We start from the raw sequence: 26,326 nt of genomic DNA on the forward strand, positions 1-26,326 counted from the left end.
CGGTCCCTGAACCGAAACAAGCCCGCACCATGCATGCGCCTCAGTACGTGATTCCCGGCAGCACCGCAGCACCGGCCAGCGCCCTCGCGGCTGAAGCCCCTGCACGCGGCAGCGCGCGCAGCGTGGCCGAGGTGCTGGCGCAGGCGCAGGTGGAGCAGGTGCTGGCGGAGCTCGACAGCGAGCTGGTGGGCCTGGCGCCCGTCAAGGCCCGCATTCGCGACATTGCCGCGCTGCTGGTGATAGACACGCTGCGCGCCAACCTCGGCCTGGAAAGCCAGGCGCCCAGCCTGCACATGTGCTTTACCGGCAACCCTGGCACCGGCAAGACCACGGTGGCGATGCGCATGGCGCAGATCCTGCAGCGCCTGGGTTATGTGCGCAAAGGGCACATGGTCGCGGTCACGCGCGATGATCTGGTGGGCCAGTACATCGGCCACACGGCACCCAAGACCAAGGAAGTGCTCAAGAAGGCCATGGGTGGCGTGCTTTTCATTGACGAGGCGTATTACCTCTACCGCCCCGAGAACGAACGCGACTACGGCCAGGAAGCGATAGAAATTCTGCTGCAGGTGATGGAGAACCAGCGCGACGACCTGGTCGTCATCCTTGCCGGATACAAAAACCGCATGGACACGTTTTTCCAGTCCAATCCCGGCATGTCCTCGCGCATCGCGCACCACATTGATTTTCCGGATTACAGCGTGCCTGAATTGCAGCAGATCGGGCTTTGCATGCTGGCGCAGCAGAACTACCGTTTCGATGCACAGGCTGGCGACGCGTTCGAGCGTTACCTGCAGCTGCGCATGCAGCAGCCGCACTTTGCCAACGCGCGCAGCGTGCGCAATGCCCTGGATCGCGCCCGTCTGCGCCAGGCCAGTCGTCTTTTTGCCGATCGAAACCGTGTGCTCACGGCTGAAGACCTGACAACCATCACCGGCGCCGACCTGCTCGCCAGCCGGATTTTTCAACCCAACGCACCTGCCTTAGCCCCATGACATCTGCTGCACTCCAAGGCCTGATTTTCGATGTCGACGGCACCTTGGCCGACACCGAAACCGTGCATCTGGCCGCCTTCAACCAGGCGTTTGCCGATCTGGGCATGGATTGGCACTGGGATGAGGCGCTCTACACCCGGCTGCTGGAAGTCTCGGGCGGCAAGGAGCGCATGCAGCACTACTGGCAGCAGATGCGCCCCGACATGCGCGCGATCGATGCGATGGCGGTGGAGCAGACGATTGCGCGCATCCATGAAATCAAGACCGCCCACTATGAGGCGGCGGTGAATGATGGCGCGGTCCGGTTGCGCCCCGGTGTACTGGCGTTGATCGAAGAAGCATTCGCCGCCGGCCTGCGGCTGGCGATCGCTACCACCACCTCGCCGGTGAACATTGCTGCGCTGTTGCGCCGTGCCATGGGCAGCGACTGGCGTTCACGCTTTGTCGCCGTGCAGGATGCGAGCAGCGCCCCGCTGAAGAAGCCCCACCCCATGGTGTACCAGCAGACACTGGCGCAGCTGGGTCTGCCGGCCACTGCCTGCCTGGCGTTCGAGGATTCGGCCAATGGCCTGCAATCGGCGCTGGCCGCGGGGCTGGCAAGCATCATTACCCCCACGCACTTCACGGCGCACCATGATTTTGCCGGCGCGCTGCGCGTATTGCCGAGTCTGGATGGCGTGGGGGTGGACACGCTGCGCGCCTGGCGCGCAGCGGCCTGAACCCTGCAGAACAAGGTGACACATGCTCCAGCCCCACCACACCACGCTGACGCAGTTCCTGATTGAACAGCGCAGGCGCCATCCCGGCGCGCGCGGCGATTTCAACGGCCTGATTCTGGCGGCGTCGCTCGCCTGCAAGGCGATTACGCGAACCGCTGCGCTGGGCCGCCTTGCGGGCCATGAGGTGCCGGCCGCGGGCGCCATGAACGTGCAGGGCGAGCAGCAAAAACCGCTGGATGTGCTGAGCAACGACTGGTTCATTCGCCTGTGCGAGTGGGGTGGCAACCTTGCGGGCATGGCGTCCGAGGAGATGGAGCTGCCTTACGCGATTCCCGCAGGGCTGCCGCGCGGCAAGTACCTGCTGGCGTTTGATCCGCTCGATGGCTCCAGCAACATCGATGCGAATGTCTCCATAGGCAGCATTTTTTCCGTGCTGCGCGCGCCGCCGCAGGTGATGGCCAGCGAACGCGAGGTGAGCGCGGCCGATTTCCTGCAGCCCGGCTGTGAGCAGGTGGCCGCGGGCTACGCGCTCTATGGCCCGAGCACGCTACTGGTGCTGTCGGTGGGCAATGGCGTGCATGGCTTCACGCTGTCGCCGGATCTGGGGGAGTTTTTGCTGACGCACCCGGACATGCGAATTCCCGAGGACACGCAGGAATTTGCCATCAATGCTTCCAACAGCCGCTTCTGGGAGGCACCGGTGCGCCGATATGTGGACGAATGCCTGGCCGGGCGCACGGGGGTGCGCGGCAAGGACTTCAACATGCGCTGGATTGCCTCGCTGGTGGCCGAGACGCATCGCATTCTCACGCGCGGCGGTGTCTTCCTGTACCCGCGCGATACCAGGGACGCCAGCAAGCCGGGGCGTCTGCGTCTGCTGTACGAAGCCAATCCCATCGGCTATCTGATAGAGCAGGCCGGCGGGCGCGTGAGCACCGGGCGCGAGCCGCTGTTGAAAGTGCAGCCTGACAGCCTGCACCAGCGCATTGGCCTGGTCTTCGGTTCCAGGAACGAGGTGGAGCGCATCGAGCGCTACCACGCCGAACCGCAGGCGGCGCTGGAGGGCGAGATTCCGCTGTTTCATGCCCGCAGCCTGTTTCGTGAAACTGCCTGAGAACACCGAACATGTCTGACCGCCATCCCATCATCGCCATCACCGGCTCCAGCGGGGCCGGCACCTCCACGGTGACGCGTACCTTTGCCGCCATCTTCAGGCGCGAAGGCGTGAAGGCCGCCGTCATCGAGGGCGACAGCTTCCATCGCTACGATCGTGCCGAGATGCGCACCCGCCAGGCCGAGGCCGAAAAAGCGGGCAACAAGCATTTCAGCCACTTCGGGCCGGACAACAACCTCTTTGGCGAGCTGGAAGCCCTGTTTCGCAGTTACGGCGAAACCGGCCAGGGCCAGGCGCGCAAATACCTGCACAACGAGCAGGAAGCCGCGCCGTACCAGCAAGCGCCGGGCACTTTCACCGCATGGGAGGCGCTGCCCGGCGATACCGACCTGCTGTTCTACGAAGGCCTGCATGGCGCGGTGGTCACGCCCGAGCACGACATTGCGCGCCATGTCGATCTGCGCATCGGCGTGGTGCCGGTCATCAACCTGGAGTGGATACAGAAGCTCTGGCGCGATCAGCACCAGAGAGGGTACAGCACCGAGGCCGTGACCGACACCATCCTGCGGCGCATGCCCGACTACGTGCACTACATCGTGCCTCAGTTCGCGCAGACGCATGTCAACTTCCAGCGCGTGCCCATGGTCGATACCAGCGACCCCTTCATCGCGCGCGACATCCCGAGCGCCGACGAGAGCATGGTGGTGATCCGCTTCGCCAACCCCAAGGGCATCGACTTTCCCTACCTTCTGGGCATGATCCATGATTCCTGGATGAGCCGTGCCAACACCATCGTGGTGCCCGGCGGCAAGATGGAGCTGGCCATGCAGCTGATCTTCACCCCTTTCGTCTGGCGCATGCTGGAGCGGCGCAAGCGTGTGCTGGGCGCGGCATGAGCACGCGTCGCTTTGATGCCGTGCTGTTCGATCTGGACGGCACGCTGGTGCAAACCGCGCCCGAAATCGCCGACGCCACCAACGATCTGCTGCGTGAACTGGGCCTGCCGCCTGTCACGCAGCAGCAGGTGGATGCCTGGATAGGCCACGGCACGCGCGAGCTGCTGGTGCAGGCGTTGGCCCATGTGCGCCAGTTGTCGCGGGAAGCAGTGCGCACCGACGAGGCCATGCCCACCATCGCCGCGCAGTTTGACCGCCACTACCACCGCCGCTGCGGCACGCACAGCCGCCTCTACCCGCAGGTGATCGAAACCCTGCAGCAACTGCGCAGCCAGGGCACGCGCGTGGGCGTGGTGACCAACAAGGAGGGCCGCCACACCGAGCGCGTGCTTGCGGCGCACGGGCTGCAAGCCTTGCTGGACGCCGTCATCAGCGGCGACAGCCTGCCAACGAAGAAGCCAGACCCGGCGGGCATCGTGCAGTGCCTGCAGCAGTGGGGCGTGGCACCCGCGCGAGCGCTCTTCGTGGGTGATTCGCGCATCGATATTGCGACGGCGCGCAACGCCGGGATTGCCGTCTGGGCGCTGCCCTATGGCTACAACATGGGCGAGCCGGTGGTGCAGAGCCAACCGGACCGGATGATTGACGACATCAGCGCCCTGCTGACGGCGTGAAATCCCGGGGGCGCTAGCGCTGCGGCTGCCTCTGGGGTGCCTCCTGCGTCTGCAGATTCAGCAGCGCCGCCTCGATTGCTGCTGCGGTGGCGCGTGGCTGCTCCATGGGAAACAGGTGGCTGCCGTCCAGCATCATGGTGCGCCCCTGCGTGATGCGCTGGGTGAATGCCATGCCCACCTGCGCCATTTCGTGCGATGCGCGGCCGCCGAGAAACGCCGCCGGGCATTGCAGCGGCTGGCGGCGCAGCAGTTGCGCGAGGTTGTGCGGCAGGGTGTTGTAGATCTGGGTCTCGACGGCACGATCAAAGGCCAGGGTGAACTGCCCGTCGTCGCGCGGCACAAGGCCGCTGGAGATGTAGTCCTGCAGCACGGCTGCATCCCAGCGCGCAAAGGCCTTTTTGCGGCGAAAGTGCTCCAGTGCCTCTTCGCGGCTGGGCCAGGTGTTGCGCCGGGCGCGGCTGATGCGCCCGGGCGTGAGCGAGCCGATCACCTGCACCTGCTTGGCCATGCCGACGGCGCCGGCCTTCCAGCCGCTTACCAGGGGGGAATCGATCAGTACCACGCCGCGCGCCAGGTCGGGGTGCATGGCGGCCGCCATCAGGCTCAGATAGCCGCCCAGCGAGTGGCCGACGAAAAAGGCGCGTTCTCCGCTGCGCTGTTGCTGTTCACGGGCGTGGTCGGCCAACTGCTGCACCAGATGGGGCCAGTTGCTGGTGACCGGGTAGCGCGTGTCGTGACCGAAGCGCTCGACCGCGCTCACGCGAAAGCCTCGTTCCTGCAGCAGCCGGAACAGGATGCGGTAGGTGCTGGCGGGGAAGCTGTTGGCGTGCGAAAAGACGATGGTGCTCATGGTGGCGAAGTCTGGAGCCGGCCCGCGTTGCAATGCGCGGCGCTTCAGCGTGTGGCGCGCTTTTTGGCGGGGGCGGCTCTCTTGTGGGTTGGGGCCGGCTTGGCCTGACTGGCGCGCTTGACGGTGGACGCCGTCTTGCGGGCGCTGGCGGGCCGTTTGCCCGGGTTGGCGCCGTGCGTGGCTGGCGTGTTGCGCGTGGCCAGGTAGAGCACGATGGGCTCACCGGGTTTGAAGCGGCTGCCGGTCTTGAGGTCGTTCCAGTCGGCGACGTCGTCCGCCCTGACCTTGTAACGCCTGGCGATGCTGGCCACCGTGTCGTGCTTGCCTGCGCGGACTGTGCTGCGGCGCACGACGACCTCGGGGGTGAAGGCGATCTGCCCGTTGTCGGCGATGTTTCCGGGTACATCCTTGCCGCTGCCTGCGGCGCGCGGCACCATGAGCGCCGAGCCGGCCTTGATCATCATGCGCGGCGGGATGCCGTTGAGCGTGCGCAGTTCGGCCTCGCTCATGCCGCTGCGCTGGGCGGCGGCGCTGACGGTCATGTTCGCGGGCACGGTCCAGACCGTCCAGCTGGCCAGGCGCCCCTCGTTGTAGGTCAGCATGTTGCGCCGAAAGCTCTGCGCGCTCTCCCAGGGCAGCAGAACCTGCGGCATGCCGGCCGCCAGAATCACCGGGCGATGCAGCGAGGGGTTGAGCTCGCGAAAATCTGCCTCGCTGATGCCGGCCATTCTGGCCACCAGTGCGACGTCGATGTCGCGCGTGATGTCCACGGTGTCAAAGTAGGGGTGGTTGCCGATGGCCGGCAGCGATGCCTGGAAGCGTTCGGGGTGCGCCACGATGTTTTTCACCGCCTGCAGCTTGGGCACGTAAAGCCGGGTTTCGTTCGGCATGGTGATGTCTTCGTAGCCGGTAGCCAGCCCGGCTTTTTCGTTGCGGGCGATGGCGCGCGCGACATTGCCCTCGCCCCAGTTGTATGCCGCCAGCGCCAGATGCCAGTCGCCGAACATGCCGTAGAGCTTTTGCAGGTAATCGAGCGCCGCGCGGGTCGAGGCCAGCACGTCGCGCCGATCGTCGCGAAAGGCGTTCTGCTTGAGGTCGAAGTAACTGCCGGTGGCCGGCATGAATTGCCACATGCCGGCCGCCTTGGCGCTGGAGACCGCTTGCGGGTTGAATGCGCTCTCGATGTAGGGCAGCAGGGCGAGCTCGGTTGGCATGCCGCGCAACTCCAGTTCCTCGACGATGTGAAACAGGTATTTGCTCGATCGCTCGGTCATGCGCTGCATGTAGTCCGGGCGCGTGGCATACCACTGCTCTTGCCCGCGTACCAGCTGGCTGTCGAGATCGGGCATGGCAAAACCGCGGCGGATGCGCTCCCAGAGGTCCACTGGCACGCTCACCACCGCCACGCCGCTGGCGCGCGCGCCGCCGCCTGCCGCGATGGTGCTCAGGGGCTGCGTCGGGACATCGGGCGCATGGGAGTTGGTGGGGCTATCGGTGGCGGCAGGGCCGTTGCCCGGCGTGTTGGCACATCCTGCAAGCCACAACAGGCTGGCCAGTGCCAGCAGGTGCAGCCATTTCATCGAAAGGTGTTTTTCCATTGTCTGAGGCTGGCCAGAACGCTGACGGGATCGCCGACATCCGTGTTCGCTTCGTGCGCCCGGGCCGCGTGCGCCACGGCGGCTTCGGCCGTGCGCAGAAAAGGGTTGATGGCCTGCTCCGTGGCGATGGTGGAGGGCAGCGTCGGCTGCCCGGCTGCGCGCAACTGCCGGCAGGTGGCGAGGTAGTGCGCCAGGGCCGCGTTGCCCGGTTCCACCGCCTGCGCAAAGGCGAGATTGGAGAGGGTGTACTCATGGGCGCAGCACACGCGCGTGGCGCCCGGCAAGGCTGCCAGGCGCGACAGTGAGGCATGCATCTGCGCCGGCGTGCCTTCAAAAAGCCGCCCGCAGCCGCCGGAAAACAGCGTATCGCCGCAAAAAAGCAGCGGCGCACCATTCATATCGGCGCAGTAAAACGCGATGTGGCCGGCGGTGTGTCCGGGCACGTCCAGCACTTCGAACCGCAGGCCCAGCGCCTGGAACTGGTCGCCGCCGCGCAAAGGCGTGACCGGCACCGGCATTTTTTCCAGTGCCGGGCCCCAGACCGTGGCGTCCGTGGTTTGCACCAGCTCGGCAACGCCACCGACATGGTCCGGGTGGTGGTGCGTCACTAGAATCGCGCGCAGGGTCAGTTGCGCGCTCTGCAACGCTTCACGTACCGGCGTCGCATCGCCAGGATCCACCACGAGGGCGCTCTGCCCGTCGTGCATCAGCCAGAGGTAGTTGTCGGAGAAAGCGGGCAGTGGCAGTAATTTCATGAGCGCCAAAATTATAAGTTTCGACGGCTGGCTGCAATCGCCGCCGGGGCGCTATCTGCTGCAATGGGAGCAGGAGCGCTGCGACGAGCTGGTGGCCGACATCTTCGGCTATCACGCGTTGCAGCTGGGTTTGCCGCAGCTGCAGGGTCTGCGCGCCAATCGCATGCAGCAGCGCTGGCTGGCGGTCAATGCGCCGCTGCCAGAGCTGCCTGAAGAGGCCGCGCGTGCGGCGCTGTGGGCCGACGCGGTGCAATTGCCCTTCGGCCCCGCAAGCCTTGACCTGGTGTTGATGCCGCATACGCTGGAGCTCAGCGTCAGCCCGCATGCGGCGCTGCGCGAGGCGGCACGCGTGCTGGTGCCTGAAGGACGCCTGGTGATCTGTGGCGTGAACCCGTGGAGCCTGTGGGGCCTGCGCCAGCGGCGCATGCAGTGGTATGCGCGCCTGGGCGCGCGCGGCCCCTTGTTCATTCCGCAGGCGGAGGAATTTTTTTCGCCCTGGCGCTTGCGTGACTGGCTGCGCCTGCTGGATCTGGAGATGGAGAGCGTGAGCCTGGGCTGTTTCGGCCCGGCCAGCCGCAATGCCCTGTGGCTGGACCGCATGGGCTGGATGGACCGTGTCGGGCCGCATGGCTGGCCGGTGCTGGGCGCGGGCTATGTGCTGGTGGCCGTCAAGCGGGTGCTGGGCATGCGGCTGCTGGAGCCGGCCTGGCGCAATCGGCGCGCGGCGCGCGGTGCGGCGCTGCCGGTGGCGCGCCGCGAACCGGCCGAAACCGTGCGCATGGGCACAAAGCAATGGAGCAAGCGAGTGTGAACCGTGTCGAGTTATTTACCGATGGCGCCTGCAAGGGCAACCCCGGCCCGGGCGGCTGGGGCGCGCTGCTGCGCCGCGGCGATGTCGAGAGAGAGCTGTGCGGTGGCGAACTGCTGACGACCAACAACCGCATGGAACTGCGCGCCGTGATCGAGGGCTTGAGCGCCCTCAAGCGCCCCTGCGAGGTCGATCTGTACCTGGACAGCCAGTATGTGCGCCAGGGCATCACCGAATGGATCCACGGCTGGAAGAAGCAGCAATGGCGCACGGCCGCCGGCCAGCCGGTGAAGAACGTGGAACTGTGGCAGCAGCTGGATGCACTGGCCCACGGCGCCGGACACAGCATCCGCTGGCATTGGGTCAAGGGCCATGCCGGCCACCCCGGCAACGAGCGCGCAGACGCCCTGGCCAACCGAGGTGTGGAGCAGACGCTGGCGCGCGTCGGCAGCGCGTGACTTATCAAAACCATAGCTGCTTACGCATGCTGGGTATGCGCTACAGCCATTTTTGATCAAAAATCCTTGACCAGCGAGATCCGCAGGCTGCGCCCGGGCTGCGAGTAGGCATCGAGTACCGGCGCGTTGGCAGTCTGCCCGTAGACGTCAGGCCAGAGCCAGTACTTGCGGTTGGTGAGGTTGTGGATGGCGATGTTGATGCGCGTGTCCCTGGCGGGCCGCCATTGCGCGCCCAGGTCCAGCGTGGTGTAGGCCGGCGGGGCAAACTGCACCTCGGGCCGCGAATTGAAGATGCTGCCACTGTCGATATCTCCCGGCTTCTTTGCCAGCCGGTGGCGCGCCGTGGCCCAGAGCGACCAGGGCGCGGTGTCGTAGCGCAGGCCCAGAGCAAGCTGTGCCGGATCGACCGAATTCAATGGTTTGCCGCTGTCCAGATTGCGTCCGCGCGCCATGCCCCAGGCAAAGGTGCCGGCAAGGCGCCCGCCGGCCACCGTGCCCCAGTCGTAGCGGCCCTTGAATTCGAAGCCGTGGATGCGCGCACGGCCGACGTTGACGGTCTGGAACAGCCGCTCGGTGGGCGTGTCCCTGACCAGCTCGGCATCGACGATCAGGTTGGAATACTGGTTGACGAAGGCGGTGAAATCCAGCTGCAGCCGCTCGAAACGGGCGCGCGCACCGAGCTCGAGGCCGCGGCTGCGCTCGGGTTTGAGATTCGGGTTGGGGATGATGAGCACATGCGTGCCGGGCACGATGGCTTCGTAGCGGTCATTGAGCTGTCCGGGTTCTGGCGTGCGAAAGCCCTGTGAATACTGGCCGAAAAGGCTCCACGCGGGCGTCGCGCGCCAGAGAACGCCGAGCTTGGGCAGCACTGCCGATGCGGTGAGCGACTGCCCGGGTTGCGGCGAGGGTGGATAAAAGCCCGCCTGGCTGGTCACGTCCACCGCCGTGCGCTCGATGCGCAGGCCCGGCGTGACGGTCCAGTCGCCCCAGACGGATTCATCCTGCACATAGGCCGCAAGACCGGTTTCGCGCGTGTCGGGAAAACGCTTGAGCGGGAACACGTCCGGCGGCAGCGGGTTCAGGCCGTCGTACAGATTGGTGATGCTGCTGCGTGTCGCCTGAGCGCCGTAGGCGATGCGGTGCGTCCAGGCGCCTGAGCGCAGGATTTTTTCTGCCTGCAGATCGAGTTGCCAGATGCGCTCGTCGTAGTGGTTGTCACGCACGCGGTGCACGCCGCTGTTGAGATCGTTCTCACCCACGCGCCGCGAATCACCGCGCTGCAGCGCCAGCACGGTGCGCAGCTGGTCGGCCCAGGCGCTGTCGACGCGGTAATGCGCATCCCATGCCAGGCGGTCGCGTCCGGCGGCGTAGCGCGAGCTCTCGCGCAGCACGTCGCCGGGCCTGCTCGGCCGCACGGTGCGGCTGGAGAGTAGCTCGGTGTTCGCGTGGCGCTGCACATGCTCCAGCGTCAGGGTATGGCGCTGGCCGCTGCCGGGGTGCAGCACCAGCTTGGCCAGCAGCGCCTGGTCGCGATCGTGTTCCGGGTTGGCCGTGGTGCGGTCGGCATTGGGGGCGTTGTTGCTGCCCATGGTCTCGGTGGCGTGCGAGCGGCTGGCGCTGGCGGTGAGCATCCACTGCGCCACATCGCCGGCCCGGCCCGCCACGGTGGCGGCCAGGGTCTTGCCGTCGTTCTCGCCGGCCCACTGCACGGCGGCGCGCCCGCCCAGCGTTTTCGGCTCACCGGCGTCGCCAGCGCGCAGAAAATCCTCGGGGTTGTAGGTGACGAAATTGACCACCCCGGCCAGGGCGTCCGAGCTGTAGAGCGCCGAGGCCGGCCCGCGCAGCAGCTCGACGCGTTTGACCAGTTCCAGCGAGAGGTACTCGCGGTCGAAGATGGCCGAACGCGAGACATAGCTGCGCGGCATGCGGATGCCGTCCACCGTCATCAGGACGCGATTGCCGCCGATGCCGCGGATGTTGATGCCGGTGTTGCCGTCGCGTGCGAAAGCCGTTGAGGCGGCGCTGACCGCCAGGCGCGCAGGCGCGGTGCGCACCGAGGTATTGGGCAGATCCTGCAGCGCATCGCGCAAGGTCTGGCTTTGCTGCTCTTCGAGTTGCTCGGCGCCAATGGTGTCTATGGACTGGGGCAAGTCATCCGCCGACTGCTCCTGCATCGAGCCGCTGACCACCATCGGCGGCAGCTGGGCGGCAGGTTGCGCATGGGCCGGTGGCAGGCAGGCGAGCAGGGCGCAAAGGGGCAGCGGGCGCCAACGGGGCAGCCATCGAGAGGTAAAAAATGATTGAAACATGAAGAAACAAGTCAACTGGTCGCGAACTTGGATAGCGTTGATGTACCTAGGATCGTACGAGAGAAAACCTAGGGTTATCACTTACGAGACAGCGAATGTGAAGTTTTGTTCTAAATCAAGAAAACGCAGGAGGGCAGTAGGGATAATGCGTGCGACGGTCACCGGTCTTTCATGCCGCCCCCGGATGGCTCGCCAGAGGTAGCAGGGCGGCTTCGAACCAAGGAACGAGAGAGGATTGCCCAATGAAAATCCGCCCATTGACCAGCTTGGCCGCCCTGCTGCTGTCGACGATGGCCATGACCGCGGTGGCCCAGAAGGCTGGCGAGCCCGCCAAGGCCGACGGTCCGACCACCAAAACCACCAGCCCCGAGGCCAAGTTTGAGAGCGCGCCCTATGCCTCGACCGGCGAGGCCATGCACCCGACGAGCAACGCCAAGGCGCCGCCGATGACCGAGGCCGAGTTCGACAAGGCGCGCCAGATTTACTTTGAGCGCTGCGCCGGCTGCCACGGCGTGCTGCGCAAGGGCGCGACCGGCAAGGCACTGACGCCCGATGTGACGGTGCCCAAGGGCACCGAGTACCTGAAAGTTTTCATCGCCTATGGTTCGCCCGCGGGCATGCCCAACTGGCTGACCTCGGGCGATTTTGACGAAGCCACCGTCGACCTGATGGCGCGCTACATCCAGCACGACCCGCCCACGCCGCCCGAGTTCTCGCTCGAGGACATGGAGAAGTCGCGCAAGGAATACGTGCCGCTGGCGCAGCGCCCGACGAAGAAGATGAACAAGTACAACATCGAGAACATCTTCTCGGTGACGCTGCGCGACGCCGGCGAGATTGCGCTGATCGATGGCGATACCAAGGAAATCATCAACATCGTCAAGACCGGCTACGCGGTGCACATCTCGCGCATGGGCGCCAAGGGCCGCTATCTGTACGTGATCGGCCGCGACGCGCGCCTGAACCTGATCGACCTGTGGATGGAAAAGCCCGACAACGTGGCCGAAATCAAGGTCGGCCTGGAGGCGCGTTCGGTCGAGACCTCCAAGTTCAAGGGCTGGGAAGACAAGATCGCGATCGCCGGCACCTACTGGCCGCCGCAGTTCGTGCTGATGGATGGCGATACGCTCAAGCCGCGCAAGGTCGTCTCCACGCGCGGGATGACCGTGGACAACGAGTACCACCCCGAGCCGCGCGTCGCGGCCATCGTCTCCAGTCATCAGAAGCCCGAGTTCCTGGTCAACGCCAAGGAAACCGGCAAGATCTGGATGGTGGACTACACCGATCTGGTCAACCTCAAGGCCAAGCAGCTCGATGCCGCCAAGTTCCTGCACGACGGAGGCTTTGATGCATCGGGGCGCTACTTCCTGACGGCGGCCAACTCGTCCAACAAGATCGCGGTGGTCGACACCAAGGAAAGCAAGATGGCGGCGCTGATCGACGTGGGCAAGATTCCCCACCCGGGTCGTGGCGCCAACTTCAAGCACCCCAAGTACGGCCCGGTCTGGGCCACCTCGGGTCTGGGTGACGAGAGCATCGCCATCATCGGCACCGACCCCAAGGGTCACAAGGGCAACGCCTGGAAGGTGGTGCAGTCGCTCAAGGGCCAGGGCGGTGGTTCGCTGTTCATCAAGACGCACCCCAAGTCCAACAACCTGTGGGTCGACACCACGCTCAACCCGGATGCCAAGATCAGCCAGAGCGTGGCGGTGTTCGACATCCGCGACCTGTCCAAGGCGCCGCAGATCATCGACATCGCGGCCTGCGCCAACCTCAAGGACGACGGCGCCAAGCGCGTGGTGCAGCCCGAGTACAACCAGAAGGGTGACGAGGTCTGGTTCTCGGTCTGGAGCGCCAAGGACAAGCAATCCGCCATCGTGGTGGTGGACGACAAGACGCGCACCTGCAAGGCGGTGATCGACGACAAGCGCATCGTCACGCCGACCGGCAAGTTCAACGTCTACAACACGCAGCACGACGTGTATTGATGCGGCAAGGCCCGGTGTGCATCGCGCACCGGGCCCCGGCAACGCAAAAGGCCAGCGCAACGCTGGCCTTTTGCTTGGGCGGGTGCAACGGCTTACAGCGTGATTTCCTTGCAGTCCGAGCCGCAGGCGCCAGGCGCCGCCGGCTCGGGCGAGGGCGCGGAGCGGTGCAACACGGCGCGTGTGGGCTGGATCTGGATCTGCTCGCCCACCACGCTGGCCGTGCCATCGACGATCAGCGAGTAGCCGGCGGCGTCTGCCGGTGGCCAGACGAGACCGACCTCGGGACGGGCAGCCAGGTTCTTGCCGGTGCGCCGCCCCACACCCTGGATGGTGAGCACGCCCGCCTGCAGCACCGGCGAGACGGCGACGGCGTGCGGCGCGCCGTGATCGGTGCCGGTCAGCAGGTAGGCGAAGCGATAGCGCGCCATGGTCTGCGCGAGTTCGGGAAGTTCAACGGGAATGCTCATGGTTCATGCCTCTTGAGGTGGATGGTGCTCACTTGGTGCCGAAGATGCGGTCGCCGGCGTCGCCCAGGCCTGGCAGGATGTAGCCGTGCTCGTTCAGCTGGCGGTCGATGGCCGCGGTGTAGATGGGGACGTCGGGGTGTGCAGCCTGCAGCGTGGCGATGCCCTCCGGCGCGGCCAGCAGACAGACGAACTTGATCGAGCGCGGATGGGTCTGCTTCAGGCGCGTGAGCGCGGCGCTGGCGGAGTTGCCGGTGGCCAGCATCGGATCGACGACGATCACGTCGCGCTCGACCATCTCGGAGGGCATCTTGAAGTAGTACTCCACCGCCTGCAGCGTCTGCGGGTCGCGGTACAGGCCGATGTGGCCCACGCGCGCACCGGGCACGACATCGAGCATGCCGTCCAGAAAGCCGTTGCCGGCGCGCAGGATGGACACCAGCACCAGTTTCTTGCCGTCGATCACCTTGCCCGTCATCGTTTCCAGCGGGGTTTCGATCTGCACCTCCTGCAGCGGCATGTCGCGCGTGACCTCATAGGCCATGAGCGAGGCGAGTTCGCCCAGCAGGCGGCGAAAGCTGCTGGTGCTGGCCTCCTTCTTGCGCATCAGCGTGAGCTTGTGCTGCACCAGCGGGTGTTCGATGACGTGAATGTTGCTCATGAAAAGGGTTGGATTCAATCGGAAAGAAAGCGAGCGTAGCGCGCCAGATCGACATTGCCCCCGCTCACGATGATGCCCACGCGCTTGCCACGGATGTCCATGCCGCCGTCGCGCGCGCCGGCAAAGGCCAGTGCGCCGGTGGGCTCCACCACCAGCTTCATGCGCTGGGCAAAGAAGCGCAGCGCGTCCAGCAGTTGCGCATCGGTGGCGCTGGGCATCGGCGGCGCGGCGCTGCGGATGATGTCAAACGCCAACGGGGCCAGCGCTGTCGCCTGCGCCGCATCGGCGATGGTGCGCGAGTGAGCGATGGTCACGGGGTGCCCCGCTTTGAGTGACTGCCGTGCGCGGTTGGCGGCTTCGGGTTCGACCCCCACGATTTCGCAGTCACTGCCCAGCGCCTCGCGAGCCAGCAGGCTGCCCGCGAGCAGCGCGCCGCCGCCGACGGGAACGAAGAGGTAGTCCAGCCTGGGAAAGTCTTGCAGCAGCTCCAGCGCCACCGTGCCCTGGCCCGCGATGACCTGCGGGTGATCGGCCGGCGGCACCACGCTCATGCCGCGCTCCAGCGCCAGGCGCTGGCTCAGCGCCTCGCGGTCTTCCTTGGTGCGGTCGTAGGTCACCACCTGCGCGCCATAGCCGCGCGCTGCTTCCATCTTGGCGACGTCGGCATCGTGCGGCACCACGACCAGCGCCGGGATGTCGTGCAGCCGCGCCGCCAGCGCGATCGCCTGCGCGTGGTTGCCTGAGGAATACGACAGCACGCCCTTGCCGCGCTGCGGCTCACTGAATTGGGCGAGGGCGCAGTAGGCGCCGCGGAACTTGAACGAGCCGGTGCGCTGCACGTTCTCGCACTTGAAGTACAGCTGAGCGCCGAACAACTGGTCTATCGTCGTCGAGCGCAGCACCGGCGTGCGCGGCGCCACGCCCGCGAGCAAGCGTGCGGCGGCCTGGACGTCTTCGGGGGTGGGAAGGGACATGGCGTGCACCTCGCTATCTTCAAGTCAAATATGGCTCCAGCGCTTTCCCTATATGTGGTAGCAGCTATCAAAAAACAAGTTCAAACGTCGGATGAAGCATCCATGAAACGCTGCAGCGTCGCCAGCGGCGCGAACGTGGCCGGGCGCTTTTGCTGCATGGCGCTCACGGCCTCCTGCACCTGCGCACCGCTCCAGACCACGCCCTGCAGCCAGCCCATCTGCTGCAGGCTGTCGGCCACGGAATGGTCGCGCGCATAGTTCAGCGCCTGCTTGCTGCCCCAGAGGGCGGCGGGTGGCTTGGCGGCGATCTCGCGGGCGGTTTGTAGCGCCGCTTCCAGCATCGCCTCTTGCGTGTCGAAAACTTCGTTGACCAGGCCGGTGGCGAGCGCACGGCTGGCGGGCAGGCGGCGGCCGGTATAGGCCATTTCACGCACCACCCCCATGGGGATGAGCTTGGGCAGGCGCTGCAGCGTGCCGACGTCGGCGACGATGCCGATGTTGATCTCCTGAATGCAGAAAAACGCATCGCGCGTGCAATAGCGCATGCAGGCGGCGGTCACCAGGTCGACCGCGCCGCCGATGCAGCCGCCCTGGATGGCGGTGATCACCGGGATGCGCAGCAGCTCCAGCCGGGTGAAGGTGGCCTGCAACTCGGCCAGCAGGTCGGAGATCGCCGCCCGGCCGGCGGCACTGCCGTCATCCAGTTGAATCGCGCTGCCAAAGACATCCAGCGCCATGCCGGCGCTGAAATGCTTGCCGCGGCTGCTGATGAGCAGCACGCGCGCCTCGTTGCCGCGGTGCAATGCATCGAGCACCTCATCGAGCTCGCGCCAGAAGCGCGGCCCCATGGTGTTGAGCGCCTCGGGGCGGTTCAGAACCAGGTGGGCGATGTTGTTTTCAATCGTGAGCTGCAAGTGCTGCATGGTGGCTTGCTCCTGGTGTTCAACGGCGCTTGCCGCCGATCAGGCTGCCCAGCGCGCCGCGCAGCAGTTCGCGCCCCATGCGCCTGGCCTCGCCCTTGACGATGTTCTGCACCAGCCCGTCGTACTGGCCGCCGCGCGGGCCGGTGCGGCCAAACAGCGCCTCTTTCACCATCGTGCCTATGCCGTCGAACATGCCGCCGCCCTGGGCTTCGGGCGTGCCGGCACCGGCACTGGCATCGGCCGTGCCTGTCGCGCCAGCCGTGGCGTTGGCGCCGCGCTGCGCCAGCAGCTCATAGGCGGATTGTCGGTCGACTGCGGTGTCGTAGGTGCCGGCCACGAGTGAGCCCTTGATGAGTGCCTGGCGCTGCTCGGCGGTGATCGGCCCGAGCTGGCTGCCGGGCAGCAGCACGTAGACGCGCTCGGTCTCGCTCGGGCGCCCCTTGGCGTCCAGCAGGCTCACCAGTGCCTCACCCACGGCGAGTTCGGTGATTGCCGCTTCGATGTCCAGCCCCGCCTTGGGCCGCATGGTGCTGGCCGTGGCCTTGACCGCCTTCTGGTCGCGCGGAGTGAACGCCCGCAGCGCGTGCTGCACGCGGTTGCCCAATTGCGCCAGCACCGTGTCGGGAATGTCCAGCGGGTTTTGCGTCGCGAAGTACACGCCCACGCCCTTGGAGCGCACCAGGCGCACGACGAGCTCGATGCGCTCGATGAGCACCTTGGGCGCGTCGGCGAACAGCAGGTGCGCCTCGTCGAAGAAAAACACCAGCTTGGGTTTCTCCGGGTCGCCGATTTCGGGCAGGCGTTCGAACAGGTCCGACAGCATCCACAGCAAAAAGCTGGCGTACAGGCGCGGCGCCTGCATCAGCTTGTCGGCGGCGAGCACGTTGATCACGCCCTGGCCGCCCACGGTCTGCATGAAGTCTTCAATATTGAGCATGGGCTCGCCGAAGAACTGGTCACCGCCCTGGGTCTCGATTTGCATCAGGCCGCGCTGGATCGCGCCAACGCTGGCGCTGCTGATGTTGCCGTACTTGGTGGTGAACTCCTTGGCGTTGTCGCCAACGTGCTGCAGCATCGCGCGCAGGTCTTTCAGATCGAGCAGCAGCAGCCCGTTGTCGTCGGCGATCTTGAACACCAGGTTGAGCACGCCCGATTGCGTTTCGTTCAGGTCGAGCATGCGCGCAAGCAGCAGCGGCCCCATGTCGCTGATGGTGGCTCGCACCGGGTGGCCCTGCTGGCCGAATACGTCCCACAGCGTGGTGGGGCAGGCGGTGGGTTCCGGGATCGGGAGACCGCGCTCCTTGAGCACATCGGCCAGCTTGCCGCCCACGCTGCCCTTCTGGCTGATGCCGGTCAGGTCGCCCTTCACGTCGGCCATGAAGACCGGCACGCCGATGCGCGAGAACGCCTCCGTGAGCTTTTGCAGCGTCACCGTCTTGCCGGTGCCGGTGGCGCCGGTGATCAGGCCGTGGCGGTTGGCCAGGCCTGGCAACAACTGGCAAAGGGTGGTGCCGTTCTGGGCAATCAGAAGGGGGTCGGCCATGGCATCCTCAAAAAGTAGAATCGCAGGCTGCAGATTAAACCAAAGCAGATCAAAGGAAAGCGTCGTGGCAGGACACAGCAAATGGGCCAACATCCAGCACCGCAAGGGGCGTCAGGATGAAAAGCGCCAGCGCATCTGGACCCGCGTGGTGCGCGAGATCATGGTGGCGGCGCGCACCGGCGGGGGCGACCCCACGGCCAACCCGCGCCTGCGCCTGGCGATCGACAAGGCCAAGGCGGCCAACATGCCGGCCGACACCATCAAGCGCAACATCGACAAGGCCACCGGCAACCTGGACGGCGTGACTTACGAGGAAATCCGCTACGAGGGCTACGGCATAGGCGGCGCGGCCATCATCGTCGACACCATGACCGACAACCGCGTGCGCACCGTGGCCGACGTGCGCCACGTGTTCAGCAAGTACGGCGGCAACATGGGCACCGAAGGTTCGGTGGCGTTCCAGTTCAAGCACTGCGGCCAGCTCATCTTCGCGCCCGGCACCGATGAGGACAAGGTGATGGAAGTGGCGCTGGAGGCGGGCGCCGACGACGTGATCGCCGATGATGAAGGCGCGATCGAGGTGCTGACCGAGCCCGCCAGCTTCGAGGCGGTGAAGCAGGCGCTGGAAGCCGCCGGCCTCACGCCGGAAGTCGCCGAGGTGACGATGCGGGCCGAAAACACCATCGAGCTTTCCGGCGACGATGCCGAGCGCATGCAGAAGCTGCTGGACATGATCGAAGACCTGGACGACGTGCAGGACGTCTACCACAACGCTGCACTATGAAAATCCTCGTGATCGGCGGTGGCGGGCGCGAACACGCGCTGGCCTGGAAGCTGGTGGCTTCGCCCAAGGCCAGCAAGGTGTACGTGGCGCCGGGCAACGGCGGCACGGCCTTGTCGCCGCGGCTGGAGAACCTGCCCATCACCGATGTGCAGCAGCTTGCAGACTGGGCCGTTGCCAACAAGATCGGCCTGACGGTGGTCGGACCCGAAGCGCCGCTGGCCGCCGGCGTGGTCGACGTTTTTCGCGCCCGGGGCCTGCGCATCTTCGGACCAACGCGCGCGGCGGCGCAACTGGAGAGCTCCAAGGCCTTTTCCAAGGCCTTCATGCGCCGCCACGGCATCCCCACGGCCGATTACGACACTTTCACCGACCCGGTGGCGGCACACGCCTTCGTTGACCGGTTGGGTGCTCCCATCGTCATCAAGGCCGACGGCTTGGCAGCGGGCAAGGGCGTGGTGGTGGCGGCAACCCTGGAAGAAGCCCATGCGGCGGTCGATTTCATGCTGGTGGACAACGCCTATGGCGGTGCCGATGAGGGTGTGGCGCGCGTGGTGATCGAGCAGTTCCTCGAGGGTGAAGAAGCCAGCTTCATCGTGCTCTCGGACGGGCGGCATGTGGCGGCTCTGGCCACCAGCCAGGATCACAAGCGGCTGAAGAATGGCGACCTTGGTCCCAACACCGGTGGCATGGGCGCCTATTCGCCCGCGCCAGTGGTCACCGCCGACGTGCACGCGCGCGCGATGCGCGAGGTCATCCTGCCGGCGGTGCGCGGCATGGAAAAGGACGGCATTCCCTACACCGGCTTTCTCTACGCCGGCTTGATGATCGACCAGCAGGGCCAGATCAAGGTGCTGGAATTCAACTGCCGCATGGGCGACCCGGAGACCCAGCCCATCCTGATGCGTCTGAAAAGCGACCTGGTCGATCTGATCAACGCGGCGGTGGATGGCAAACTCGATGGAGTGGAACTGCAGTGGGACAGGCGCGTCGCGCTGGGCGTGGTGATGGCCGCGCATGGCTATCCTGAGCACCCGCGCCAGGGCGACACGATCACCGGCATCGCGCCCGAGCAGGACGATGCGGTGGTCTTTCATGCGGGCACGCAACTGGAACATGGCACGCTGCGGGTGACGGGCGGGCGCGTGCTGTGCGTGACGGCATTGGCCGACAGCGTGCGCCAGGCACAGCAGCGCGCCTACGAGGTGGTGCACGCCATCCACTTTGACGGCGCGCACTACCGCAACGACATAGGACACAGGGCGATCAAATGAGCCAATTCAATCCGGCGGGAACGGTGCAGCCGGTGCGCAGCTACCTCGTGGGGCTGCAGGCACGCATCATGAATGCGCTCGAAGAAATCGAAGGCGTGGGCGGCGCGCGCGCGCTGACCGATGCCTGGGAAAAACCGGCCGGCGAAAAGCTGCAGGGCAACGGTATTACCCGCATCATCGAGGGTGGCCTGGTGTTCGAGCGCGCGGGCTGCGGGTTTTCCGACGTCAGCGGCCCGCAGCTGCCGCCCTCGGCCACGCAGCATCGCCCGGAGCTGGCGGGCGCGCCGTTCGAGGCCATGGGTGTCTCGCTCGTGTTCCACCCGCGCAACCCCTATGTGCCGACGGTGCACATGAACGTGCGCATGATCGCCGCCGGTCACGCCGGGCAGGAACCGGTGTGCTGGTTTGGCGGCGGCATGGACCTGACGCCGTACTACGGCTTCGACGAAGACGCGGTGCACTTTCACCGCGTCTGCCGCGATGCGCTCAAGCCTTACAGCGAGCAGCTCTACCCGCGTTTCAAAACCTGGTGCGACGACTACTTCTGCAACCAGCACCGCGGCGAGCAGCGCGGCATAGGCGGCATCTTTTTCGATGACTTTTCCGAGCTCGGCTTCGAGCAGGGCTTTGCCATGCTGCAAAGCGTGGGCGATGCCCTGCTCACCGCCTACCTGCCCATCGTGCATGCGCGCAAGAACATGCCTTACGGTGATCGGCAGCGGGACTTCCAGCTCTACCGGCGCGGGCGCTACGTCGAATTCAATCTGGTCTGGGACCGCGGCACGCACTTCGGCCTGCAATCGGGCGGGCGCACCGAGTCCATCCTGCTCTCCATGCCGCCGCTGGCCGCCTGGAGCTACCGGCACAAGGCCGAACCGGGCTCGCCCGAAGAGCGTCTGACCAGCCACTATCTCAAGCCGCGTTCGTGGATTTGATAGCTGTCAGCGCTTGCCTGTAAAGCGCTGCAGCCATATTTGATCTAAAAATCCAAATCCCCGACACTGTGCATTCCCCAACACTACCTTCCCATTGCCGATGACCACTGCACCCGCCTCAGACGCTGCCGCCAAAAAATTGATCACCAAACTGCAGCGCGCCATCGTTGACGGTCTGGAAGACGTGAAGGCGGCAGACATCCGCGTGTTCGATACCGAGCACCTCTCACCGCTGTTCGAGCGCGTGATCGTCGCCAGCGGCAACTCCAACCGCCAGACCAAGGCATTGGCCGCGAGCGTGCGCGACGCGGTGCGCGATGCCGGCTTTGCCAAGCCGCGCAGCGAGGGCGAGGACAACGGCGAGTGGATCATCGTCGACTGCGGCGCGGCGGTCTGCCACATCATGCAACCGACGATTCGCCAGTACTACCGGCTCGAAGACATCTGGGGCGAGAAGCCCGTGCGCATGAAAATCGGCGCGGCCAAGCCGCGTTCGCTCATCGCGCCACCGGACGAGCAAGCGACGCCGGCGCGCAAGGCTGCGGCCAGGAAGGCGCCTGCCAAGAAGGTCGTCGCAAAGAAGGCTCCTCTGAAGGCAACACCGGTCCCAACGGTGGCTGCGAAAAAGGCACCAGCCAGGAAGGCAGCGTCCACCAGGCAGCCTGCGGCAACGGGCGCGGCCGACCGCAAGCTTGCCGTGAAGAAGGCACCCACCAGGAAGGCGGCACCCGCGAAAACCGTCGTTGTCAACGCACCAGCGGCCAAGAAGGCGCCGGTCGGGTCCGCTGCCCGCAAGGCGCCTGCAAAAAAGTCTGGCGCCATCGGTCGCACCCGAGGTTAGCCGATGCGCTTGGGCATCGTCGCGGTGGGCCAGCGCGTGCCCGCCTGGGCCCAAACCGCCTGGGACGACTATGCCAAGCGCCTTCCGCCCGAACTCAAAGTAGAGTTCAAGGCCATCAAGACCGAGCCGCGCGGCTCCAAAACCGTGCAGACGCTGCAGGCGGCCGAGCGTGAGCGCATCGAAGCTGCCATCCCGCGCGGCGTGCGCCGCGTGGCGCTCGACGAGCATGGCACGCGCCTGACCACGCACGCGCTGGCCGCGCGGCTGAAAGACTGGCAACTCGGCGGCGACGACGTGGCGCTTGTCATCGGCGGCCCCGATGGCCTCGATCCTGCGCTGCTGCAATCCGCGCACGAACGCATTCGCCTGTCGGATCTGACCTTGCCGCACGTGCTGGTGCGGGTGCTCCTGATCGAGCAGCTTTACCGCGCCTGGTCGGTGAATGCGGGGCATCCGTACCACCGTGAGTGAGCGGCGTGTTGTGATGATCCGCCTTGGTTTTGAGAATACGGGTACCCGTATTTCAAAGACGACTCATGACGATCAAAACCACCATTGAGCTGCCTGAGCCCTTGTTCGTACAGGCCAAGCGTTACGCTGCCGAGCGCAGCATGACGCTCAAGGCGCTGATCGAGCAGGGACTGCGTGGCGCGATGGCGCGGCCGCCCGAGAGTGCACCTTTCGTCCTGCACGACGCGAGCTTCCGCGGAAAGGGCGGCTACACGCCGGAATTTGAATCGGCCCGTTGGGAGCAGGTGCGTGACGTTGCTTACGAAGGGCGCGGCGCGTGATTGCGGTCGATACCAAGGTGCTGGTGTACGCCCACCGATCGGATAGCCCCTTTCATGTGCCGGCAGAGCGATGCCTGCGTGTGCTGGCGCAGGGGCGCGCGCCCTGGGCGATCGCCTGGCCTTGCTTGCACGAGTTCTACTCGGTAGTCACCCACCCCCGCATCTTCAAGCAGCCCACGTCGGCGGAGCGTGCGTGTGAGCAATGAAACAGGAGAGCATTGGCGTGCGCTGGGCGAGCTTCTCAAGCATGGGAATATTCGCAGGCCGATGGTGCACGATGCACGTATCGCGGCGATTTGCCTGGGCCACGGCGTGCATGATGAGTTGTGGACGGCAGACAGGGATTTCAGCCAATTTCCACAACTTCGCATCCGCAATCCCCTGAAGCAAGACCAGGCCTGACTGGGCGCGCGGCGCTCACAACCTCTCCGTCTCCCCCGCCCTCGGCTGCCACGCCATCAGCCGCTTTTCGATCGCGTCGACCATTTCTTCGAGCGCCAGCGCAAAGGCCGTGAGCACCCGGATCCCTGCCATCACGGTGTTGATGTCGAAACGCCTCTCGGCTGACAGGATGTCCAGGCAGAAACGCCCGGGATTGAGCCAAAATGAAGCGATGACGCATTTCATCTACTTGGCCTCGCAAAGCCCTCGTCGGCGTCAGCTGCTCGACCAACTCGGCGTGGGCCATGAATTGCTGCTGGCGAACGCACCAGGTGATGTAGCCGAGGATGTGGAGGCGATCGAGGTGCTGCGCCGGGGCGAATCGCCCAGCGCCTACGTGCAGCGCGTCACGGCGCTCAAGCTCGATGCAGCGGTGGCACGGCGCGAACGTCGAAGTCTGCGGCCCGCGCCGATTCTCTGCAGCGACACCACGGTGGCGCTGGGCCGCACCATTTACGGCAAACCGGCGGATGCCAGCGAGGCGCGGCGCATGCTGGCTGAGCTTGCCGGGCATGAGCACCGCGTGCTCACCGCCGTTGCGCTGCAGGTCGATGGCGATCGGCGGCTGGCGGCACTCAGTGTTTCTCGCGTGCGCTTTGCGCCCATGAGCGCGGCGCAGATCGACGCCTACGTCGCCAGCGGCGAGCCCTTGGGCAAGGCCGGGGCCTACGCCATCCAGGGCGCGGCGGCGCAGCATGTCGAGCATCTCTCTGGCAGCTACAGCGGCATCATGGGTCTGCCGCTGTTCGAGACTGCGCGGCTGCTGCGCGCGGCCGGCGTGCTTGCGCCTTGATGCATGATCGGGGAAACGAAAACCCGACATGCAAAACGACATCCTCATCAACTGGTCGCCGCAGGACACGCGTGTCGCGGTGGTGGAAAACGGCGCGGTGCAGGAGCTGCACATCGAGCGCGTGCTCGAACGCGGGCTGGTGGGCAATATCTACCTCGGCAAGGTGGCGCGCGTGCTGCCGGGCATGCAGTCCGCGTTCATCGACATCGGCCTGGAGCGCGCGGCGTTCCTGCACGTGGCCGACGTCTGGCAGCACCGCGAGAGTGGCGATGGCCCGCCACGCAAGGGCGAGGTGCAGACGCCGATAGAGAAGCTGATCTTCGACGGTCAGCCGCTGATGGTGCAGGTCATCAAGGACCCGATAGGCACCAAGGGCGCGCGCCTGTCCACGCAGATCAGCGTGGCCGGGCGCCTGCTGGTGTTTCTGCCGCAGGACCAGCACGTGGGCGTGTCGCAAAAAATTCCGCAGGAGGAGCGCGACGCACTGCGCACGCGCCTCATCGCGCTGGTGGGCGAAAAGGAGGGCGGCGGCGGTGGTGGCGGCGGCGGTTTCATCCTGCGCACCAATGGCGAGGATGCGAGCGACACCGAACTTGCCGAAGACATTGCCTACCTGCGCAAGACCTGGGCGGGCATACGCGCGGCGTCGCAGCGCCTGCCGGTGCAGTCGCTGCTGCACCAGGACCTGAGCCTGCTGCAGCGTGTGCTGCGCGATCTGGTCGGCGAGCAGACGGTGACGGTGCGCATCGATTCGCGCGAGCAGTTCGCGGCCTTGCAGGCGTACGCCAGCGAGTACATGCCCAAGGCAGCCGCCAAGCTGCAGCTGTACAAGGGCGAGCGGCCGATCTTCGATCTGTTCGGCATCGACGAGGAGATCGCGCGCGCGCTCGGGCGGCGCGTGGAGCTCAAGTCCGGCGGCTACCTGATCGTTGACCAGACCGAGGCGCTCACCACCATGGACGTGAACACCGGCGGCTACGTCGGCGCGCGCAATTTCGACGAGACCATCTTCAAGACCAATCTGGAGGCGGCCGGAGCCATTGCGCGGCAGCTGCGGCTGCGCAACCTGGGCGGCATCGTGGTGGTGGATTTCATCGACATGCTGCGCCCCGAACACCAGGAGGCGGTGCTGGCCGAATTTCGCAAGCAGCTCGCGCGCGACCGGGTCAAAACCGTGGTGGGCGGGTTTTCGCCGCTCGGTCTCGTCGAGATGACGCGCAAGCGCACGCGCGAGTCGCTCGCGCACATGCTGTGCGAGCCGTGCCCCACCTGCGCCGGCGTCGGCGAGGTGAAAACCGCGCGCAGCGTCTGCTACGACATTCTGCGCGAGGTGCTGCGCGAGGCGCGCCAGTTCAACCCCAGGGAATTTCGCGTGATCGCCGCGCCCAAGGTGATCGAATTGTTTCTCGATGAGGAGAGCCAGCATCTCGCGGGCCTGTCGGACTTCATCGGCAAACCGATCTCGCTGCGCGCCGAAAATGCGCTGGCTCAGGAGCAGTACGATATTGTTTTGCTATGAAATAGGCTTGTAACACTTGCTGGTAAAGCGCGACAAGCTATGTAAATCATAGTTTTTTCAGCCGGGCGAGCGCGGTGTGCAGCGTCTCGTCCTGCTTGGCATAGCAAAAACGCACCACGCGCTGATCGAAGCCGTCGGCGTAGAACGCCGACAGTGGAATGGCCGCCACGCCGATCTCGCGCGTGAGCCACTGGCAGAACTCGGCATCCCCCAGGTCACTCACGGCAGAGATGTCCACGCATTGGAAGAAGCTGCCCGAGGAGGGCAGGAGCTTGAGGCGCGTGTGCCCCAGACCGGCGCGGAACAGGTCGCGCTTGGCCTGGTAAAAGCGGCTCAATCCTTGGTAGCTGGCGGGGCTGGCCATGTAGGCGGCGATGCCGTGCTGCATCGGTGTGTTGACGCTGAAGACGTTGAACTGATGCACCTTGCGAAATTCCGCCATCAGCGCGGCCGGGGCGCAGACCGAGCCGATCTTCCAGCCTGTCACGTGCAGCGTCTTGCCAAAGCTGGAGACGACGAAGGCGCGCTCGGCCAGGCCGGCAAAGCGCGCGGCGCTCTGATGCGGCGCGCCGTCGTAGACCATGTGCTCGTAGACCTCGTCAGAGAGCAGCAGCACGTTGGTGGGCGCAAGCACCTCTTGCAGCGCCAGCATGTCTTCGCGGCTCCAGACGCTGGCGCTCGGGTTGTGCGGCGAGTTGATGATGAGGAGGCGCGTGCGCGGCGTGATCGCGGCGGCGATTTTTGCCATATCGGGCTGGAAGCCGTGCGGCGTGAGCGGCACATGCACTGCCACGCCGCCCGCCAGCTCGACGTTCGGGAGGTAGCTGTCGTAGCACGGATCGAGCACGATGACCTCGTCGCCCGGATGCACGCAGCACAGAATGGCGGTGAGGATGGCTTGCGTCGCGCCGGCGGTGATCGTCACCTCGGCATCCACGTCGTAATGGTGGCCGTAGAGCGCTTCGGTCTTGCCACTCACCACTTCGCGCAGCGCGCGCACCCCGGCCATCGGCGGGTACTGGTTGTGGCCCGCCTGCATGGCGTGTGCCACGGCCTCGGTCAGCGCCGGGTCGCAGTTGAAATTCGGAAAGCCCTGGCCGAGGTTGATGGCGTCATGCTCCACGGCCAGCGCCGACATGGTGGTGAAGATGGTGGTGCCGACCTGGGGCAGGCGGCTGGTGATGGCAGGGGTGGGCATCAGGGGGGAAGGTTGAGCGTTGAG

The 26,326-nt window shown here is 65.9% G+C and carries 27 protein-coding genes and 1 pseudogene; 17 read left to right on the forward strand and 11 right to left on the reverse strand.

Annotated features, from left to right (window positions below; all coding sequences use genetic code 11):
* Positions 1–29 precede the first annotated feature (29 nt).
* Genes cbbX through ABS45_RS08675 form a run of 5 tightly spaced genes read left to right on the forward strand, consistent with a single transcriptional unit; the run spans position 30 to position 4,398 of the window.
* On the forward strand, positions 30–995 hold the full coding sequence (cbbX, locus tag ABS45_RS08655; protein WP_291554991.1) for a CbbX protein: 966 nt from the start codon (positions 30–32) through the stop codon (positions 993–995).
* Positions 992–1,714: an HAD-IA family hydrolase gene (locus tag ABS45_RS08660; protein ID WP_291554993.1), complete on the forward strand. Its 723-nt coding sequence runs from the start codon at positions 992–994 to the stop codon at positions 1,712–1,714. The genes cbbX and ABS45_RS08660 overlap by 4 nt, the downstream gene beginning before the upstream one ends.
* 22 nt (positions 1,715–1,736) lie before the next feature.
* Entirely contained in the window at positions 1,737–2,828 is a 1,092-nt protein-coding gene (locus ABS45_RS08665; RefSeq protein ID WP_291554995.1) for a class 1 fructose-bisphosphatase, read from the forward strand.
* An 11-nt stretch (positions 2,829–2,839) separates the two neighbouring features.
* Positions 2,840–3,724: a phosphoribulokinase gene (locus ABS45_RS08670; RefSeq protein ID WP_291554996.1), complete on the forward strand. Its 885-nt coding sequence runs from the start codon at positions 2,840–2,842 to the stop codon at positions 3,722–3,724.
* Positions 3,721–4,398 carry a phosphoglycolate phosphatase gene (locus tag ABS45_RS08675; RefSeq protein WP_291554998.1) on the forward strand — a complete coding sequence of 226 codons (678 nt, stop codon included), beginning with the start codon at positions 3,721–3,723 and terminating at the stop codon, positions 4,396–4,398. Before ABS45_RS08670 ends, ABS45_RS08675 begins: the two co-directional genes overlap by 4 nt.
* 13 nt (positions 4,399–4,411) lie before the next feature.
* On the opposite strand, the gene ABS45_RS08680 is transcribed toward ABS45_RS08675, so the two are convergent.
* Genes ABS45_RS08680 through gloB form a run of 3 tightly spaced genes read right to left on the reverse strand, consistent with a single transcriptional unit; the run spans position 4,412 to position 7,601 of the window.
* Entirely contained in the window at positions 4,412–5,248 is an 837-nt protein-coding gene (locus ABS45_RS08680) for an alpha/beta hydrolase (RefSeq protein WP_291555000.1), read from the reverse strand.
* 44 nt (positions 5,249–5,292) lie between these two features.
* Positions 5,293–6,828 carry a transglycosylase SLT domain-containing protein gene (locus tag ABS45_RS08685; RefSeq protein ID WP_291555002.1) on the reverse strand — a complete coding sequence of 512 codons (1,536 nt, stop codon included), beginning with the start codon at positions 6,826–6,828 and terminating at the stop codon, positions 5,293–5,295.
* Entirely contained in the window at positions 6,825–7,601 is a 777-nt protein-coding gene (gene gloB / locus ABS45_RS08690) for a hydroxyacylglutathione hydrolase (protein ID WP_291555003.1), read from the reverse strand. The genes ABS45_RS08685 and gloB overlap by 4 nt, the downstream gene beginning before the upstream one ends.
* Between gloB and ABS45_RS08695 the strand changes: the two genes are divergently transcribed.
* Positions 7,600–8,412, forward strand: coding sequence for a methyltransferase domain-containing protein (locus ABS45_RS08695; RefSeq protein WP_291555005.1), 813 nt, complete (start codon positions 7,600–7,602; stop codon positions 8,410–8,412). The two genes, gloB and ABS45_RS08695, sit on opposite strands and share 2 nt — an antisense overlap.
* Entirely contained in the window at positions 8,409–8,867 is a 459-nt protein-coding gene (rnhA, locus tag ABS45_RS08700; protein WP_291555211.1) for a ribonuclease HI, read from the forward strand. The genes ABS45_RS08695 and rnhA overlap by 4 nt, the downstream gene beginning before the upstream one ends.
* A gap of 56 nt (positions 8,868–8,923) precedes the next feature.
* Here the strand turns inward: rnhA and ABS45_RS08705 are convergent, their stop codons facing one another.
* The gene (locus tag ABS45_RS08705) at positions 8,924–11,176 is read right to left on the reverse strand and encodes a TonB-dependent hemoglobin/transferrin/lactoferrin family receptor (RefSeq protein ID WP_291555007.1); all 2,253 of its coding nucleotides are present in this window, start codon (positions 11,174–11,176) and stop codon (positions 8,924–8,926) included.
* Between the two features lie 242 nt (positions 11,177–11,418).
* Here ABS45_RS08705 and ABS45_RS08710 point away from each other — a divergent pair, with 242 nt between their 5' ends.
* A complete protein-coding gene (locus ABS45_RS08710) occupies positions 11,419–13,164 on the forward strand; it encodes a nitrite reductase (protein WP_291555008.1) in 1,746 nt (581 codons plus the stop codon).
* Positions 13,165–13,256: 92 nt separating this feature from the next.
* Here ABS45_RS08710 and ABS45_RS08715 read toward each other — a convergent pair whose 3' ends face one another.
* The 5 genes from ABS45_RS08715 to ABS45_RS08735 form a co-directional block, all read right to left on the reverse strand.
* On the reverse strand, positions 13,257–13,631 hold the full coding sequence (locus ABS45_RS08715) for a pyridoxamine 5'-phosphate oxidase family protein (protein ID WP_291555010.1): 375 nt from the start codon (positions 13,629–13,631) through the stop codon (positions 13,257–13,259).
* 28 nt (positions 13,632–13,659) lie between these two features.
* On the reverse strand, positions 13,660–14,289 hold the full coding sequence (gene upp, locus ABS45_RS08720; protein WP_291555011.1) for a uracil phosphoribosyltransferase: 630 nt from the start codon (positions 14,287–14,289) through the stop codon (positions 13,660–13,662).
* 14 nt (positions 14,290–14,303) lie between these two features.
* Positions 14,304–15,263, reverse strand: coding sequence for a pyridoxal-phosphate dependent enzyme (locus ABS45_RS08725; protein ID WP_291555013.1), 960 nt, complete (start codon positions 15,261–15,263; stop codon positions 14,304–14,306).
* Positions 15,264–15,343: 80 nt separating this feature from the next.
* On the reverse strand, positions 15,344–16,186 hold the full coding sequence (locus ABS45_RS08730; protein WP_291555016.1) for an enoyl-CoA hydratase-related protein: 843 nt from the start codon (positions 16,184–16,186) through the stop codon (positions 15,344–15,346).
* 19 nt (positions 16,187–16,205) lie between these two features.
* The gene (locus ABS45_RS08735) at positions 16,206–17,729 is read right to left on the reverse strand and encodes a helicase HerA-like domain-containing protein (protein ID WP_291555018.1); all 1,524 of its coding nucleotides are present in this window, start codon (positions 17,727–17,729) and stop codon (positions 16,206–16,208) included.
* Between the two features lie 64 nt (positions 17,730–17,793).
* Here ABS45_RS08735 and ABS45_RS08740 point away from each other — a divergent pair, with 64 nt between their 5' ends.
* The 7 genes from ABS45_RS08740 to ABS45_RS08770 all read left to right on the forward strand — a co-directional run bounded on the left by ABS45_RS08740 (position 17,794) and on the right by ABS45_RS08770 (position 22,753).
* Complete coding sequence (locus tag ABS45_RS08740) at positions 17,794–18,513, forward strand: YebC/PmpR family DNA-binding transcriptional regulator (RefSeq protein WP_291555020.1); 720 nt, start codon at positions 17,794–17,796, stop codon at positions 18,511–18,513.
* Complete coding sequence (gene purD / locus ABS45_RS08745; RefSeq protein ID WP_291555022.1) at positions 18,510–19,784, forward strand: phosphoribosylamine--glycine ligase; 1,275 nt, start codon at positions 18,510–18,512, stop codon at positions 19,782–19,784. Before ABS45_RS08740 ends, purD begins: the two co-directional genes overlap by 4 nt.
* Positions 19,781–20,719, forward strand: coding sequence for an oxygen-dependent coproporphyrinogen oxidase (gene hemF, locus ABS45_RS08750; protein WP_291555024.1), 939 nt, complete (start codon positions 19,781–19,783; stop codon positions 20,717–20,719). Before purD ends, hemF begins: the two co-directional genes overlap by 4 nt.
* A 100-nt stretch (positions 20,720–20,819) precedes the next feature.
* Positions 20,820–21,560: a ribosome silencing factor gene (rsfS, locus tag ABS45_RS08755; protein WP_291555026.1), complete on the forward strand. Its 741-nt coding sequence runs from the start codon at positions 20,820–20,822 to the stop codon at positions 21,558–21,560.
* Positions 21,561–21,563: 3 nt separating this feature from the next.
* Positions 21,564–22,031: a 23S rRNA (pseudouridine(1915)-N(3))-methyltransferase RlmH gene (gene rlmH / locus ABS45_RS08760; RefSeq protein ID WP_291555028.1), complete on the forward strand. Its 468-nt coding sequence runs from the start codon at positions 21,564–21,566 to the stop codon at positions 22,029–22,031.
* Positions 22,032–22,096: 65 nt separating this feature from the next.
* Positions 22,097–22,351: a hypothetical protein gene (locus tag ABS45_RS08765; RefSeq protein WP_291555030.1), complete on the forward strand. Its 255-nt coding sequence runs from the start codon at positions 22,097–22,099 to the stop codon at positions 22,349–22,351.
* A 195-nt stretch (positions 22,352–22,546) separates the two neighbouring features.
* On the forward strand, positions 22,547–22,753 hold the full coding sequence (locus ABS45_RS08770; protein WP_291555032.1) for a hypothetical protein: 207 nt from the start codon (positions 22,547–22,549) through the stop codon (positions 22,751–22,753).
* A 15-nt stretch (positions 22,754–22,768) separates the two neighbouring features.
* Here ABS45_RS08770 and ABS45_RS08775 read toward each other — a convergent pair.
* Positions 22,769–22,924 (reverse strand): annotated as a pseudogene (locus ABS45_RS08775) (ABC transporter permease); the annotation flags it as partial.
* A 40-nt stretch (positions 22,925–22,964) separates the two neighbouring features.
* Here ABS45_RS08775 and ABS45_RS08780 point away from each other — a divergent pair.
* Positions 22,965–23,585: a Maf family protein gene (locus tag ABS45_RS08780; protein ID WP_291555034.1), complete on the forward strand. Its 621-nt coding sequence runs from the start codon at positions 22,965–22,967 to the stop codon at positions 23,583–23,585.
* Between the two features lie 28 nt (positions 23,586–23,613).
* Positions 23,614–25,104 carry a ribonuclease G gene (gene rng / locus ABS45_RS08785; protein ID WP_291555035.1) on the forward strand — a complete coding sequence of 497 codons (1,491 nt, stop codon included), beginning with the start codon at positions 23,614–23,616 and terminating at the stop codon, positions 25,102–25,104.
* Between the two features lie 46 nt (positions 25,105–25,150).
* Here rng and ABS45_RS08790 read toward each other — a convergent pair whose 3' ends face one another.
* Positions 25,151–26,302, reverse strand: a complete 1,152-nt coding sequence (locus ABS45_RS08790; protein ID WP_291555036.1) for a pyridoxal phosphate-dependent aminotransferase — start codon at positions 26,300–26,302, stop codon at positions 25,151–25,153.
* Positions 26,303–26,326 lie beyond the last annotated feature (24 nt).

The sequence above is a fragment of the Comamonas sp. SCN 65-56 genome (assembly GCF_001724135.1).
In the GTDB taxonomy this organism is placed as follows: Bacteria; Pseudomonadota; Gammaproteobacteria; order Burkholderiales; family Burkholderiaceae_C; genus Comamonas_C.

Excerpts from the sequence above, each read along its gene's own strand:
- ABS45_RS08790 (WP_291555036.1), bottom strand. The coding sequence starts at position 26,302 with ATGCCCACCCCTGCCATCACCAGCCGCCTGCCCCAGGTCGGCACCACC.
- ABS45_RS08660 (WP_291554993.1), top strand. The coding sequence starts at position 992 with ATGACATCTGCTGCACTCCAAGGCCTGATTTTCGATGTCGACGGCACC.
- ABS45_RS08710 (WP_291555008.1), top strand. The coding sequence starts at position 11,419 with ATGAAAATCCGCCCATTGACCAGCTTGGCCGCCCTGCTGCTGTCGACG.
- ABS45_RS08675 (WP_291554998.1), top strand. The coding sequence starts at position 3,721 with ATGAGCACGCGTCGCTTTGATGCCGTGCTGTTCGATCTGGACGGCACG.
- ABS45_RS08725 (WP_291555013.1), bottom strand. The coding sequence starts at position 15,263 with ATGTCCCTTCCCACCCCCGAAGACGTCCAGGCCGCCGCACGCTTGCTC.
- ABS45_RS08705 (WP_291555007.1), bottom strand. The coding sequence starts at position 11,176 with ATGTTTCAATCATTTTTTACCTCTCGATGGCTGCCCCGTTGGCGCCCG.
- ABS45_RS08665 (WP_291554995.1), top strand. The coding sequence starts at position 1,737 with ATGCTCCAGCCCCACCACACCACGCTGACGCAGTTCCTGATTGAACAG.
- rlmH (WP_291555028.1), top strand. The coding sequence starts at position 21,564 with ATGCGCTTGGGCATCGTCGCGGTGGGCCAGCGCGTGCCCGCCTGGGCC.
- rsfS (WP_291555026.1), top strand. The coding sequence starts at position 20,820 with ATGACCACTGCACCCGCCTCAGACGCTGCCGCCAAAAAATTGATCACC.
- ABS45_RS08685 (WP_291555002.1), bottom strand. The coding sequence starts at position 6,828 with ATGAAATGGCTGCACCTGCTGGCACTGGCCAGCCTGTTGTGGCTTGCA.
- ABS45_RS08780 (WP_291555034.1), top strand. The coding sequence starts at position 22,965 with ATGACGCATTTCATCTACTTGGCCTCGCAAAGCCCTCGTCGGCGTCAG.
- rng (WP_291555035.1), top strand. The coding sequence starts at position 23,614 with ATGCAAAACGACATCCTCATCAACTGGTCGCCGCAGGACACGCGTGTC.
- ABS45_RS08765 (WP_291555030.1), top strand. The coding sequence starts at position 22,097 with ATGACGATCAAAACCACCATTGAGCTGCCTGAGCCCTTGTTCGTACAG.
- upp (WP_291555011.1), bottom strand. The coding sequence starts at position 14,289 with ATGAGCAACATTCACGTCATCGAACACCCGCTGGTGCAGCACAAGCTC.
- cbbX (WP_291554991.1), top strand. The coding sequence starts at position 30 with ATGCATGCGCCTCAGTACGTGATTCCCGGCAGCACCGCAGCACCGGCC.
- purD (WP_291555022.1), top strand. The coding sequence starts at position 18,510 with ATGAAAATCCTCGTGATCGGCGGTGGCGGGCGCGAACACGCGCTGGCC.
- ABS45_RS08715 (WP_291555010.1), bottom strand. The coding sequence starts at position 13,631 with ATGAGCATTCCCGTTGAACTTCCCGAACTCGCGCAGACCATGGCGCGC.
- gloB (WP_291555003.1), bottom strand. The coding sequence starts at position 7,601 with ATGAAATTACTGCCACTGCCCGCTTTCTCCGACAACTACCTCTGGCTG.
- hemF (WP_291555024.1), top strand. The coding sequence starts at position 19,781 with ATGAGCCAATTCAATCCGGCGGGAACGGTGCAGCCGGTGCGCAGCTAC.
- ABS45_RS08735 (WP_291555018.1), bottom strand. The coding sequence starts at position 17,729 with ATGGCCGACCCCCTTCTGATTGCCCAGAACGGCACCACCCTTTGCCAG.
- ABS45_RS08670 (WP_291554996.1), top strand. The coding sequence starts at position 2,840 with ATGTCTGACCGCCATCCCATCATCGCCATCACCGGCTCCAGCGGGGCC.
- ABS45_RS08730 (WP_291555016.1), bottom strand. The coding sequence starts at position 16,186 with ATGCAGCACTTGCAGCTCACGATTGAAAACAACATCGCCCACCTGGTT.
- ABS45_RS08680 (WP_291555000.1), bottom strand. The coding sequence starts at position 5,248 with ATGAGCACCATCGTCTTTTCGCACGCCAACAGCTTCCCCGCCAGCACC.
- ABS45_RS08695 (WP_291555005.1), top strand. The coding sequence starts at position 7,600 with ATGAGCGCCAAAATTATAAGTTTCGACGGCTGGCTGCAATCGCCGCCG.